Source organism: Bacillus sp. cl96 (genome assembly GCF_900100505.1).
GTDB lineage: Bacteria > Bacillota > Bacilli > Bacillales > Bacillaceae_G > Bacillus_A > Bacillus_A cereus.
Genome location: NZ_FNDM01000011.1, coordinates 122,545 through 134,923 on the forward strand (window position 1 = coordinate 122,545; position 12,379 = coordinate 134,923).

Consider the following 12,379-nt stretch of genomic DNA (forward strand, 5'->3'; position numbering starts at 1 on the left):
GATGACTACATTTAAAACGATAGAAGAATTAGCGAACTATATCGAAGAACAACAATTGGTACTTCTGTTTATTAAAACGGAAAATTGTGGTGTTTGTGATGTTATGCTAAGAAAAGTAAATTGCGTATTAGAGAATTATGATTACGTAGAGAAAATAGAAATATTACTACAAGACATGCAAGAGATTGCGGGGCGATATGGAGTATTTACAGGGCCAACAATTTTATTATTTCATAATGGAAAAGAAATTCTTCGTGAATCACGCTTCATTTCACTTGAAAATCTAGAGAGAATCATTCAATTATTCGAGGAATAGGGGAGGCTTTTATATGGGATTTATTATTGTCATACTATTATTTGTTGTAGTTGGAATAATCGTAACAGCAGTTCGATCGAACAAAAAGAAGGTGAACTTGGCGAAACAAAATAACATACATAATTCATCTAACAGCTCATCACCATTATTTTTCTTTGCTGGATCGGATAATGATAGCTCGCATGATGGCGGTTCACATGATTGTGGAGGCTCTTTTGGGGGAGATAGCGGAGGAAGCTGCGGTGGCGGTGGGGATTGATGAAAATGCGCCTTATATAGGCGTATTTCTTTTTAAACAAACGTTTGATTAGTCGGCTTACATATACATAAACACAGTTAAACAAACGTTTGATTAATATTTTTAACATACTAAGGGGAATGGAAATGAAAAGGGAACCGAAAGTGAAAAATAAGGGGAAAGTAGTGTTATTTTTATTAGCTGCGGGAGGCGTATTTCTTGTTAAATTAGCATTTAAATTTGGAACAATACATATGATTCGAACTTGGTTTGAAAGTACGTTTTCTTAAATAAGGAATATAGCCTCTTGCGATAGAGGTTTTTGATTTGTTATCATTAGACTGAACGGTCGGTTTAAAGAGGTGTGAATATGAGAAGAAGCGCAGAAGAGATAAAGAAAGAAATTGCATACAAAGCAGAAAGTCTATTTTCACAGAAGGGCTACGCAGCTACATCTATGGAAGAGATTTGTGAAATTACAGAGCGAAGTAAAGGAAGTATTTATTATCACTTTAAAAGTAAAGAAGAATTATTTTTATTTGTAGTGAAACAGCATACGTATGATTGGCTTGAAAAATGGAATGAAAAAGAGAAGTTGTATAGCACTAGTACTGAAAAACTATATGGTCTCGCGGAATATCATGTAGAGGACATACAGCAACCAATTTCAAATGCCATAGAGGAATTCTCTATGAGTCAAGTTGTAAGTAAAGAGATTTTGGAGGAACTATTAGCTTTAACTAGAGAATCATATGTTATGTTTGAGAAATTAATTGAAGCAGGTATACAGTCTGGAGAGTTCCGTGAAGATAATACTCGTGATCTTATGTATATTGTGAATGGATTATTATCAGGGCTTGGAGTACTTTACTACGAGCTAGATTATAAAGAGTTGAAGCGTATTTATAAAAAGGCAATAGATGTATTGTTAAAAGGAATGGCAGCTGAATAATAGGTCAGTTGCTTTTCTTACAAAATAAATTAGACTGAACGGTCGGTTTGTGAAAGGGGAATGAAAATGAACGCTTTATTTAAAAACCGAGCATTTATGCTCGTTATGGCGTCTGATATTTTACAACAATTTGCAATTTGGATCAGAAATATGGCTCTTTTGTATTTTATAATGGAGCGAACGAATAATGATCCGGTTTCTGTTTCTTTGTTATCAGTTATGGAATATGCACCTATTTTTATTTTCTCGTTTATCGGTGGTGCGCTAGCTGATCGCTGGAATCCGAAAAGAACAATGGTCGCTGGAGATGTGTTGAGTGTACTGTCTATTATAGGAATTGTCCTGTTGTTAAAGCTGGATTATTGGCAGGCTATATTTTTTGCAACACTCATTTCCGCGATTGTAGGTCAGTTTTCTCAGCCCTCATCTTCGCGTATATTTAAGCGCTATGTAAAAGAAGAAGAGATAGCAAATGCGATTGCATTTAACCAAACATTACAGTCATTATTTCTAATTTTTGGACCAGTGGTAGGATCGCTTGTGTATACACAACTTGGTTTATTTACGTCACTATATAGCTTAATCATTTTATTTTTGTTATCTGCTATCGCCCTTTCATTTTTACCAAAATGGGTTGAAAAAGAGCAAGTGGCGAGAGATTCATTAAAAAATGATATAAAAGAAGGTTGGAAGTATGTTCTTCATACGAAAAATTTACGTATGATTACGATCACTTTCACCATTATAGGCTTAGCTGTTGGATTAACAACTCCATTAGAGGTGTTTCTTGTAATAGAACGCCTTGGAATGGAAAAGGAAGCAGTTCAATATTTAGCTGCAGCTGATGGAATAGGTATGTTAATTGGTGGTATTGTTGCTGCAATTTTCGCTTCAAAAGTGAATCCGAAAAAAATGTTTGTATTCGGTATGGGCATATTAGCAATGTCATTTTTAGTAGAAGGGCTATCTACATCATTTTGGATTACTAGTTTCATGAGGTTTGGAACAGGTATTTGTTTAGCTTGTGTTAATATTGTTGTCGGTACGCTTATGATTCAACTTGTACCAGAAAATATGGTTGGAAGAGTAAATGGGACGATTTTACCACTGTTTATGGGGGCAATGCTAATTGGAACTTCACTAGCTGGAGGATTAAAGGAACTAACTTCACTAGTTACTGTGTTTTGTATAGCAATGGCACTTATTTTATTAGCGATAGGGCCAGTTCTACGTATGCAAATAAAAAAAGAAGATGTTGCTAATAAAGAGGCACTAACAAATTCGTTAGCTTCGAAATAACTATTGTAAGGGAGCAATATTGCTCCCTTTTTCTTTGAGGAACTTTTGACAACTATATGAGCCAATTATATACTGATGTTGTAAAAACGATTTTACAGGTTAGGAGCAATGGTGTGAAAAATCAAATCTATGAATTACGCACTGAAAATAATATTTCACAAGGCGCATTAGCTGATAAATGTAAGGTTTCTAGACAAACGATAAATGCAATTGAGAATAATAAATATGATCCAAGTTTAGCGTTAGCATTCCGTTTAGCTGAAGTATTAGGAACAACTGTTGATAAATTATTTTTGTACAAGCAGTAGAGTCGTTCATTATAAGTCGCACCTTTAAAAATAAAAAAGATCCTCTTCTTATGAGAAGAGGATCTTTTCTTATAGCGTTTTAGTCTTTGGACTAGGTGGTGTAACGGATGTATTATTTTCTGGAACTCTAGTTAGTAAAAATCCTCCGATAATAAACAGAACAATAATACTAAGAACACCAGCGTTTGTTTTTCCTGTTAATTGGGTTGTAACACCGACTAATACCGGACCCATAATTGCGGCAAACTTGCCAAATATATTATAAAATCCGAAGAATTCATTAGCAGATTCTTTAGGTACTAGTTTTGCAAAGTATGAACGACTTAGTGCTTGAATACCACCTTGAGATGTAGCAACTAACATTGCTAAAATCCAAAAATCAAGTGTCGTTTTTAAAAAATAAGCATATGTGCAAATAATGATATAAATAATGATACCGACATATAACATTTTTTTACCAGTAAATGTTTCAGATGATTTTCCGTATAGTAAAGCAAATGGACAAGCGACAATTTGTGTTACAAATAATATAATTAATAGATTCGTTGCACTAATACCGAGATCGGTTCCGTAAGCGGTAGACATAGTAATAATTGTGTCGACTCCGTCAATATAGAAAAAGTAAGCGATTAGAAACATAAATACAGTTTTATATTCTTTAATATTTTTAAAAGTATCAGCAAGACGTTTGAAGCTCATTCTAATAGGTCTTGGATGACGCTCAATATAGTGTGTTTGCTCTACGTTTTTTAGCATTGGAATTGTAAATAATCCCCACCAAAGAGCTGTTATTGCAAAGGAAATTTGACTAGCAATGCCGACCGATAAGGGAATAGTTCCTTTTTGGGAAAGAATAATAAGAGCGATACAACCGATAAAAGGAATTGTACTCCCGATATAACCTAATGCAAATCCTCTTGTAGAAATTCGGTCCATTCTATCTTCAGAAGTGACGTCTACTAAAAATGCATCATAGAAAATGTTTGCTCCAGCAAAGCCGATTAAGGCGAGCATATAGCACCCTAGCAATAAGTACCACTGAGAGGTTGGAACGACTGCTAACATACTTGTAAATACGATACCGAGTCCAAAGAAGAATGTGAAAAAACGTTTTTTAAATCCTTTATAATCAGCAACTGTGCCAAGAATAGGAGCAAGTATAGAAATTAAAAGTGTTGCGAATGAGTTTGCATATCCCCAATATGCTGTTGAAGTTGCCCCAGATAGTCCAGCTTCTTTTGCAGCTGCTTTAAAGTAAATTGGAAATAATGCAGTTGTAATGACGAGCGAGTATACGGAGTTCGCCCAATCGTATAATATCCAGCTTTTTTCTTGTCTGGACATTTTTTTCATATAATGTTCCCCCTTAAATTTGTTTTACTAACAGTGTACAAAAATAAAAATTATAAAAAGAGAAACAGTGATGAAATTTACATAACTTTTACATATATACACTGTTCTTTACAATTGGAGTAAATCCTCTACAATTGCTCCGTCTGTTTCACCTAAGTGTAAACCGAGTAGTCTAGCGATAGTTGGACCTTCATCAATAAGTCTCATATACGGGACGGTAACGCCACTTTTTATTCCTTTCCCAGCAGCGATAAAAATTGTTTCATAGTTAGGTTTTGTTGGAGAGTATCCATGCGTACCAAATGTATATTTTTTACTAGGCGTAACATCTTTTTCGGTAATTTCTTTTATAAAATCTCCTGTATAGTTTTCAGTGAAATAATACCCTTCTCGTGCTTCTAACATGAATAAACAATTACCGTCTGCACCGCAGTCTTTCGCAGCTTCATCATGAAGTATAAATTCAATTCCGTTTTGTTTATTTTGAAGTAGCTCTTCAAGGAGTAGTTGTACCTCCCGAATTGTATCCGTATCATTTTTGTCCTTTACATATACATAGGCAGAGCCGTCGCAACTTTGGCAATAGGCTTTCCAGTCTACTAATTTTCTTTTTTTATTAAGAGATATAAGTCCTCTTTGATGGAATAGCACATTTAATTGTATGGATTTGTTTTCACTTAAAGCGCTATGATCACCAAGGGCAATAATTGTACTTTCTTCGTATAAGTCACTTTCTTTTAGTGCTTGAATAATTTTCCCTAGACGTTCGTCGTGTCTCTGGATAGCAGCTATTGTTTCGTTAGATTCAAAGCCGTGATAGTGTCTTTGTGTGTCTAGATCGGTGAAATGTACGAACATGATATTAGGCTTTTTCGTCTGGATTGTATGCACAGCAGAGGCGAGGACGAAATCATCCAGCTCTGGTTGTGATAAACCATTTCTTATATGGCCGAAACGACGATTTAAATCTAATTGGTATAGTGGGCTACCGCTAAATAAGGAAACTAACACTTGATTTTGCCAAGGTCTATTTGGAAAAATTTCTGGTAAATTGTAATCGATGTTCGCTCTTCCAGTAACAGGCCATAGAAGGGCAGCTGTCGTTAAATTTGCTTTGCGCGCTTCATCATACAATGTTGTTCCTTTTATTGATTTTCGGTACCAATGCCAATCAGGTGATTCACGCCCTGGTTGAAGTAACGTATTGCTAACAACACCGTGCTTGTTAGGGTAATTACCGGTTACGATTGTTGAGTGGCTTGGATATGTTACAGAAGGATAAATTGGTTCTACTTTTTCGACAACCGTGCCCTTTTTTATTAGAGATTGGAAATGAGGTAGTTTTTGTAGTATAGGAAAATCTAAAGCTGATAAACAGTCGAATGATAAAATAATGACATGGTTTGTTAATGCTTTATCCATAAAGTTCCCTCCTGATTATATAAAACCTATTCTTATATATTACTATTAATACCTAGTAATAAAAATATATTTTTATGTGAAAATTCATTATTTATTTTCAGAAAAATTAAACATATAATTAAGTATAAGGGAATCTATGGAAGGAGGAAACACTATGGATTGGTTAGATGGATTTGGTATCTTTTACATCATTGGCGGAATCACGATTATCCTTGTATTTGCTATTTCATATTTACTAAAGAAACGGTTTCCAGACAAACAGTTCGATATTATATTTGCACTTAGTTTAATACTTCTTTGCTTAGCGTCCTTTCCCGTTACAATGATTGTTATTGGTGGGTGGGAAGGAATGGGATATGGATTTATTGGTTTCTTCGTCCTACTTGGTACACTTATCGGTATGATTGCACATCAACTTGTGAAAATTACGCGGAAAAGCTACGTATAAAACTGCAAAAAATGAAAAGAATATATAAAAATAAGAAAATTAGCTATTGTTTTAAAAAAGAATTTGTATTATGATAATCAACAAATTTATTTCGTTATAACGATGAAAAAGGACTAGTACATGTTCAACCTTTTTAGCAGAGAGAGAATCCGTCAGGCTGAAAGATTCTTAAAAAGGCAATATGGAACCTGCCTTTGAGTTCTGCATATGCAGCGGGAATTTCCCGTTATCAAAAAGAGAGCATGCGCAATTTTTGTGCATGAATCAGGGTGGTAACGCCGACAAAGCTCGGTCCCTATTTAGGGACGCGGGCTTTTTTGTATTTTCTAGAAGGAGGAAGACTGACTATGGCAAAAGAACAAGTGCAAGCCATTACGAAGATGGAAGAGGACTTTGCGCAGTGGTATACCGATATTGTAAAAAAAGCCGAACTTGTTGATTATTCAAGTGTAAAAGGATGCATGATTTTACGTCCGTATGGTTATGCCTTATGGGAGAATATGCAGAAGGTGATGGATGAGAAGTTAAAAGAAACTGGCCATGAAAATGTATATATGCCAATGTTTATCCCAGAGAGTTTATTGCAAAAAGAGAAGGATCATGTTGAAGGATTTGCTCCTGAAGTAGCATGGGTTACGCATGGTGGAGATGAAAAGTTAGCGGAAAGACTTTGTGTACGTCCTACATCTGAAACTTTATTCTGTGAGCACTTTTCAAAAATTGTGCAATCCTATAATGATTTGCCAAAGTTATATAATCAGTGGTGTTCAGTAGTTCGTTGGGAGAAGACAACTAGGCCGTTCCTTCGTACGACTGAATTTTTATGGCAAGAGGGTCATACAATCCATGAAACGGCAGAAGAATCGCAGGCTGAAACATTAAATATTTTAAACTTATATGCTTCTTTCTGTGAGGATTATTTAGCAATACCAGTTATTAAAGGACAAAAAACAGAAAAAGAGAAGTTTGCTGGAGCAAAGGCAACTTATACAATTGAAAGTTTAATGCATGATGGAAAAGCACTTCAAACAGGAACCTCTCATAACTTTGGGACGAATTTCTCAGAAGCATTTGATATTAAGTTTTTAGATCGTAACGGTAAGTGGCAATATGTGCACCAAACATCTTGGGGTGTATCAACAAGAATGATAGGCGGGCTAATAATGGTTCATAGTGATAATAATGGACTTGTAATGCCACCAAAAGTCGCTCCAGTACAAGTTGTTATTGTACCAATTGCTCAGCATAAAGAAGGAGTTTTAGCAAAAGCAACAGAGTTACAAGCACATATTCAAAAGGTTGCACGAGTAAAAATAGATGCTAGTAATAAAACACCAGGCTGGAAATTTAATGAGTATGAAATGAAGGGGATTCCAATTCGATTAGAAGTTGGCCCTAAAGATATTGAAAAGAATCAAGTTGTACTTGTAAGAAGAGATACGAAGGAAAAAGAGTTTGTACCAATGGATCAATTAGAAGAACGTATTCCAGCATTACTTGAAGAAATTCATATTGCTTTATTTAATAAAGCAAAAGCATTTCGCGATGAGAATACGTATGTTGCGACAAATTTCGAAGAGATGAAAAAAATAGCTGATGAAAAGCAAGGCTTTATTAAGGCAATGTGGTGCGGGGAATTAGCTTGTGAAGAAAAACTAAAAGAAGAATTTGGCGTATCTTCACGTTGTATGCCTTTTGAGCAAGAGCATTTAGCTGAAGAATGTATTTGTTGTGGTAAAGAAGCTAAACAAATGGTGTATTGGGGAAAAGCGTATTAATACTTTTTCTGATAGGTGATAAAAGGACTTTGGGCTGCATAATAAAATGTAATCCAAAGTCCTTTTTAGTTTTATACAGTATTTCATGTACTTTTTAGATGGAAGGATGTTGTTCTTATTTTACGTTTTTACGACGAATAAACAGTAACATACCAATTAGGAATGTTGAAAGCCCCATTAAAATAGATATAGGGTAATGCGTTGCAGTATTAGGTAATTTATCACCTTGTTTTTTCGTATTATCTTTTACATTACCCCCTTGAGAACCGTTGCCCTCCTGAGAATTGCTATCGCCTTTAACACGATTGCCACCTTGAGAGCCATTACCCCCTTGAGAACTGCTATCACCTTTAACACGATTGCCGCCTTGAGAGCCATTGCCGCCAGAACCGTTACCGCCAGAACCATTGCCACCAGAACCATTGCCACCAGAACCGTTACCACCGGAACCATTGCCACCAGAACCATTGCCACCAGAACCGTTACCACCGGAACCGTTACCGCCAGAGCCGTTGCCACCAGAGCCGTTGCCACCAGAACCATTGCCACCAGAGCCATTGCCACCAGAACCGTTACTGCCGGAGCCATTGCCGCCAGAGCCACTGCCACCAGAACCGTTACCACCGGAACCATTGCCACCAGAGCCACTGCCACCAGAACCGTTACCGCCGGAACCATTGCCGCCAGAGCCACTGCCACCAGAACCGTTACCACCAGAACCGTTACCACCAGAGCCACTGTCGCCAGAACCGTTACCGCCAGAACCGTTACCGCCAGAACCATTGCCACCAGAACCATTGCCACCGGAACCGCTGCCGTCAGAGCCACTACCACCAGAACCGTTACCGCCGGAACCGTTGTCACCAGAACCGTTACCGCCGGAACCATTGCCACCAGAGCCACTGCCACCAGAACCGTTACCGCCGGAACCATTGCCACCAGAACCAGTATCGTCCTGAGAACCGTTATTTCCTGGAGGTATATTATTATCCTTTGAGTTTCCTTCTGCAAAATGATCGCTATTTTGTACAATGGCGTTTGTTAATGGTTGGAAATTTTCAGTTGTAGCATTACCGATATTTAAACCGCTAAAAAAAGATAAAGAGAGTGTTGATGCTAAAATGAAGATTTTCGTCATGGTTTTCCTCCTAAGAAATTAATGTTCCATCTAAAATACATCCCTTTGTAATATTTCTTAGGAAAAAGAGTTTTATGCAAAAAAAACTATATATAGAAAAAGGTGGTGTATTTGTCAAAGCAGAAAAGAGTTAATGTAGATTTCCTACAAATAGTAGAGGGGGAGAATTTACATTCATAACGGTAGAGGAAGTGGCAGCAGATGAAAGAGTATATAGCGTTTGATATTGGCGGTACGCAAATTAAGTATGGTATTGTTTCAGAAATAGGGAGAGTATTAAAGCGTCAAACAGTTGCAACAGAAATTCATTTAGGCGGAGAACAAATTATTCAAAAACTTATATATGTATCCAAAAAAATAATGAATGAACATACTATTGCCGGAATCGGTATTAGCACTGCGGGAATTGTTGATATTAATAAAGGAATTGTGACGGGAGGTGCGGATCATATTCCGGGATATAGTACTATTCCTATTATTGATAGATTGCAAGAGATATTAAAAGTTCCAGTATCGATTGACAATGATGTGAATTGTGCAGCGTTTGGAGAAAAGTGGAATGGTAGTGGAAGAGAGAAAGATAACTTTATTATGCTCACCCTTGGAACAGGGATTGGGGGAGCAATTTTTATAGATGGAAAATTGTACCGAGGACATTCATTTAGTGCTGGTGAATGGGGGAATATGTTAATAGAAGAAAAAACGTTTGAAGAGGTTGCTTCGATTTCAGGATTAATTCGACTTGTAAGCAAATATAAAGGCAAAGGCAAGTGGAATGGGAAAAGAATTTTCGAGTTGTATGATAAAGGAGATCGGGAAGTTGCTCAAGCAGTTGGGATTTTCTTTAAACATTTGGCAATCGGAATTAGTAATCTTGCTTATATTTTTAATCCAGAAACGATTATTATTGGTGGAGGAATTACCGATAGAGGAAATGAGTTTTTAAAAGAAGTAAAAGAAGAGGTCAGTAAATACTTAAATCAAGAGATTTATAATAATTGTGAGATTGAACTTGCGCAAAACGGTAATTGTGCAGGAATGATTGGTGCTATTTACCACTTCTTACATCATCATAAGTAAATTATATGAATGTTTTCATATAACTGAGAATTTATCCTTTTTATCGCTAGGTAAATAATGCTACAATATAAGAGAAGAATACAATATTTTCCGATTCGGAAAATGCTTTGTAGAAAGGGAGAAACTTCATGCCTATTATTTTAGAAAAAGGTCAAAAGATCGATTTAACGAAAGGACAACCAAAAGTAGCAAAACTACAGGTTGGCTTAGGCTGGGATCCAATTGGGCAATCAGGTGGATTTCTGTCTTCATTATTTGGAAGTAAACCAAATGTAGATTGTGATGCATCTGTTGTTATGTTAGAAGGAGATCGTTTTTTAAACAAAAATGATTTAGTTTACTTCGGAAATAAACTTTCTACTTGTGGTAGTATTATTCATTCAGGAGATAATTTAACAGGTGAAGGCGCTGGTGATGACGAAACAATTTTCGTAGAATTACATAAAGTTCCAAGCCGTATTAATCGTTTAGTATTCGTTGTAAATATTTATGACTGTGTAAATCGTCGTCAAGATTTCGGGATGATTCGTAATGCATATATTCGTATTCAAAACCCGCAAACTGGTGAAGAATTAGCACGCTATAATTTATCGGATAATTATGCTGGCAAAACAACTCTAATTGCAGGTGAAATGTATCGTCACGGAAGTGAATGGAAGTTTTCAGCAGTTGGAGAAGGCACGCAAGATAAAAACTTAAGTGAGATTGTATCACGTTATCAATAAAATAACCGAGGAGGAATTGTATATGGCATCAATTTCATTGAAAAAGGGACAAAAGGTAGACTTAACAAAAACGAATCCAGGTCTTTCGAAAGTTCTTGTAGGACTTGGTTGGGACACGAATCGTTATGACGGACAAAACGATTTCGACTTAGATGTTAGTATTTTCTTAGTAGGCGCGAATGGTAAAGTTTCAGGAGCTGAAGATTTCGTTTTCTATAATAATCCAAAAGGTGCGAATGGTGCTGTAGAGCATTTAGGAGATAACCGCACTGGTGAAGGTGAAGGCGATGACGAAGCGATTAAAGTAGATTTGAAAAATGTTCCTGCTCACATCGAACGTATTTGTTTCACAATTACAATTTATGATGGAGAAGGCCGTAGCCAAAACTTCGGACAAGTTTCTAATTCTTTCGTACGTATTCTTGATGAAGAAAAGAATGCAGAATTAATTCGTTACGATTTAGGAGAAGATTTCTCTATTGAAACAGCCGTAGTAGTAGGTGAATTATATCGTCATGCAGGTGATTGGAAATTCAATGCAATCGGAAGTGGATTCCAAGGTGGATTAGCGTCTCTATGTAATAACTTTGGTTTAGATGTAGAGTAATAGATTTGATTTATATATCCATCGGTGAAATGTATGTTTACTGATGGATATATTTTTAAAGATAAAAATATAGAGGTGAATATAGATGGTTATTCAATTACAAAAAGGCCAGAAAATCGATTTAGGTAAGACAAGCCCTGGTTTAACAAAAGCAGTAATTGGTCTTGGATGGGATATTAAATCTTATGACGGCGGAGCCGATTTCGATTTAGATGCATCTGCCTTTTTATTAGATGCAAACGGAAAATGTACGAAGGAAACTGATTTTATCTTCTATAATAATTTACAGTCTCCTTGTGGATCTGTTTTACATACAGGAGATAACCGTACAGGTGAAGGTGAAGGTGACGATGAGCAACTTGTTGTGGATTTGAAGAAAGTTCCAGCAGATGTGCACAGAATTGCTATTACAGTTACGATTTATGATGCAGAAGGCCGTAGTCAAAATTTTGGGCAAGTAGGAAATGCGTTTGTTCGTTTAGCGAATGAAGAAACGAGTGAAGAAGTTCTTCGTTTTGATTTAGGGGAAGATTTCTCCATCGAAACAGCAGTTGTCTTTTGTGAATTATACCGTCATAATGGACAGTGGAAGTTTAATGCAGTAGGAAGTGGATTCCAAGGTGGTTTAGGTGCGCTTGTAAGAGCGTATGGCTTGGATGCATAGAAAGGAAACGATATTCGTTTCCTTTTTTTGACCTTTCTATAAATCTAGCAA

At 36.4% G+C, this 12,379-nt stretch carries 15 protein-coding genes and 1 other annotated feature; of the genes, 12 read left to right on the forward strand and 3 right to left on the reverse strand.

The window, feature by feature from the left end; genetic code table 11:
* The first annotated feature begins 1 nt into the window (after nucleotide 1).
* The 6 genes from BLT20_RS21965 to BLT20_RS21990 all read left to right on the forward strand — a co-directional run bounded on the left by BLT20_RS21965 (nucleotide 2) and on the right by BLT20_RS21990 (nucleotide 3,113).
* Nucleotides 2-316 (forward strand): thioredoxin family protein, encoded by a 315-nt coding sequence (locus BLT20_RS21965; protein WP_000206514.1) that lies wholly within the window; start codon nucleotides 2-4, stop codon nucleotides 314-316.
* A gap of 13 nt (nucleotides 317-329) precedes the next feature.
* Nucleotides 330-575 carry a hypothetical protein gene (locus BLT20_RS21970; RefSeq protein WP_000505774.1) on the forward strand — a complete coding sequence of 82 codons (246 nt, stop codon included), beginning with the start codon at nucleotides 330-332 and terminating at the stop codon, nucleotides 573-575.
* A 125-nt stretch (nucleotides 576-700) separates the two neighbouring features.
* Entirely contained in the window at nucleotides 701-844 is a 144-nt protein-coding gene (locus BLT20_RS21975; RefSeq protein WP_000817981.1) for a hypothetical protein, read from the forward strand.
* Between the two features lie 80 nt (nucleotides 845-924).
* Complete coding sequence (locus tag BLT20_RS21980; protein WP_001254439.1) at nucleotides 925-1,506, forward strand: TetR/AcrR family transcriptional regulator; 582 nt, start codon at nucleotides 925-927, stop codon at nucleotides 1,504-1,506.
* 66 nt (nucleotides 1,507-1,572) lie between these two features.
* Complete coding sequence (locus BLT20_RS21985; protein WP_000992547.1) at nucleotides 1,573-2,805, forward strand: MFS transporter; 1,233 nt, start codon at nucleotides 1,573-1,575, stop codon at nucleotides 2,803-2,805.
* Nucleotides 2,806-2,861: 56 nt separating this feature from the next.
* A complete protein-coding gene (locus tag BLT20_RS21990; protein WP_002023181.1) occupies nucleotides 2,862-3,113 on the forward strand; it encodes a helix-turn-helix transcriptional regulator in 252 nt (83 codons plus the stop codon).
* A gap of 69 nt (nucleotides 3,114-3,182) precedes the next feature.
* On the opposite strand, the gene BLT20_RS21995 is transcribed toward BLT20_RS21990, so the two are convergent.
* Together BLT20_RS21995 and BLT20_RS22000 are read right to left on the reverse strand one after the other, a co-directional pair.
* On the reverse strand, nucleotides 3,183-4,466 hold the full coding sequence (locus tag BLT20_RS21995) for an MFS transporter (protein WP_000738813.1): 1,284 nt from the start codon (nucleotides 4,464-4,466) through the stop codon (nucleotides 3,183-3,185).
* A gap of 108 nt (nucleotides 4,467-4,574) precedes the next feature.
* On the reverse strand, nucleotides 4,575-5,888 hold the full coding sequence (locus BLT20_RS22000; protein WP_000356410.1) for an alkaline phosphatase family protein: 1,314 nt from the start codon (nucleotides 5,886-5,888) through the stop codon (nucleotides 4,575-4,577).
* Between the two features lie 154 nt (nucleotides 5,889-6,042).
* On the opposite strand from BLT20_RS22000, the gene BLT20_RS22005 reads away from it, so the two are divergent.
* Both BLT20_RS22005 and proS read left to right on the forward strand, forming a co-directional pair.
* A complete protein-coding gene (locus BLT20_RS22005; RefSeq protein WP_000383850.1) occupies nucleotides 6,043-6,336 on the forward strand; it encodes a YesK-like family protein in 294 nt (97 codons plus the stop codon).
* Between the two features lie 93 nt (nucleotides 6,337-6,429).
* Nucleotides 6,430-6,636 (forward strand) — a binding site (T-box leader).
* Nucleotides 6,637-6,683: 47 nt separating this feature from the next.
* Nucleotides 6,684-8,114, forward strand: coding sequence for a proline--tRNA ligase (gene proS / locus BLT20_RS22010; protein ID WP_001040975.1), 1,431 nt, complete (start codon nucleotides 6,684-6,686; stop codon nucleotides 8,112-8,114).
* A 115-nt stretch (nucleotides 8,115-8,229) separates the two neighbouring features.
* On the opposite strand, the gene BLT20_RS31135 is transcribed toward proS, so the two are convergent.
* Entirely contained in the window at nucleotides 8,230-9,252 is a 1,023-nt protein-coding gene (locus BLT20_RS31135; RefSeq protein ID WP_090782848.1) for an LPXTG cell wall anchor domain-containing protein, read from the reverse strand.
* 201 nt (nucleotides 9,253-9,453) lie between these two features.
* On the opposite strand from BLT20_RS31135, the gene BLT20_RS22020 reads away from it, so the two are divergent.
* From BLT20_RS22020 to BLT20_RS22035, 4 genes are all read left to right on the forward strand, one after another.
* Nucleotides 9,454-10,332: an ROK family protein gene (locus tag BLT20_RS22020; RefSeq protein WP_000666116.1), complete on the forward strand. Its 879-nt coding sequence runs from the start codon at nucleotides 9,454-9,456 to the stop codon at nucleotides 10,330-10,332.
* A gap of 128 nt (nucleotides 10,333-10,460) precedes the next feature.
* The gene (locus BLT20_RS22025) at nucleotides 10,461-11,057 is read left to right on the forward strand and encodes a TerD family protein (RefSeq protein ID WP_001121586.1); all 597 of its coding nucleotides are present in this window, start codon (nucleotides 10,461-10,463) and stop codon (nucleotides 11,055-11,057) included.
* Between the two features lie 22 nt (nucleotides 11,058-11,079).
* Nucleotides 11,080-11,664: a TerD family protein gene (locus BLT20_RS22030; RefSeq protein WP_000146726.1), complete on the forward strand. Its 585-nt coding sequence runs from the start codon at nucleotides 11,080-11,082 to the stop codon at nucleotides 11,662-11,664.
* Between the two features lie 85 nt (nucleotides 11,665-11,749).
* On the forward strand, nucleotides 11,750-12,328 hold the full coding sequence (locus BLT20_RS22035; protein ID WP_000236643.1) for a TerD family protein: 579 nt from the start codon (nucleotides 11,750-11,752) through the stop codon (nucleotides 12,326-12,328).
* Nucleotides 12,329-12,379 lie beyond the last annotated feature (51 nt).

Excerpts from the sequence above, each read along its gene's own strand:
- BLT20_RS21965 (WP_000206514.1), top strand. The coding sequence starts at position 2 with ATGACTACATTTAAAACGATAGAAGAATTAGCGAACTATATCGAAGAA.
- BLT20_RS21970 (WP_000505774.1), top strand. The coding sequence starts at position 330 with ATGGGATTTATTATTGTCATACTATTATTTGTTGTAGTTGGAATAATC.
- BLT20_RS21975 (WP_000817981.1), top strand. The coding sequence starts at position 701 with ATGAAAAGGGAACCGAAAGTGAAAAATAAGGGGAAAGTAGTGTTATTT.
- BLT20_RS21980 (WP_001254439.1), top strand. The coding sequence starts at position 925 with ATGAGAAGAAGCGCAGAAGAGATAAAGAAAGAAATTGCATACAAAGCA.
- BLT20_RS21985 (WP_000992547.1), top strand. The coding sequence starts at position 1,573 with ATGAACGCTTTATTTAAAAACCGAGCATTTATGCTCGTTATGGCGTCT.
- BLT20_RS21990 (WP_002023181.1), top strand. The coding sequence starts at position 2,862 with ATGAGCCAATTATATACTGATGTTGTAAAAACGATTTTACAGGTTAGG.
- BLT20_RS21995 (WP_000738813.1), bottom strand. The coding sequence starts at position 4,466 with ATGAAAAAAATGTCCAGACAAGAAAAAAGCTGGATATTATACGATTGG.
- BLT20_RS22000 (WP_000356410.1), bottom strand. The coding sequence starts at position 5,888 with ATGGATAAAGCATTAACAAACCATGTCATTATTTTATCATTCGACTGT.
- BLT20_RS22005 (WP_000383850.1), top strand. The coding sequence starts at position 6,043 with ATGGATTGGTTAGATGGATTTGGTATCTTTTACATCATTGGCGGAATC.
- proS (WP_001040975.1), top strand. The coding sequence starts at position 6,684 with ATGGCAAAAGAACAAGTGCAAGCCATTACGAAGATGGAAGAGGACTTT.
- BLT20_RS31135 (WP_090782848.1), bottom strand. The coding sequence starts at position 9,252 with ATGACGAAAATCTTCATTTTAGCATCAACACTCTCTTTATCTTTTTTT.
- BLT20_RS22020 (WP_000666116.1), top strand. The coding sequence starts at position 9,454 with ATGAAAGAGTATATAGCGTTTGATATTGGCGGTACGCAAATTAAGTAT.
- BLT20_RS22025 (WP_001121586.1), top strand. The coding sequence starts at position 10,461 with ATGCCTATTATTTTAGAAAAAGGTCAAAAGATCGATTTAACGAAAGGA.
- BLT20_RS22030 (WP_000146726.1), top strand. The coding sequence starts at position 11,080 with ATGGCATCAATTTCATTGAAAAAGGGACAAAAGGTAGACTTAACAAAA.
- BLT20_RS22035 (WP_000236643.1), top strand. The coding sequence starts at position 11,750 with ATGGTTATTCAATTACAAAAAGGCCAGAAAATCGATTTAGGTAAGACA.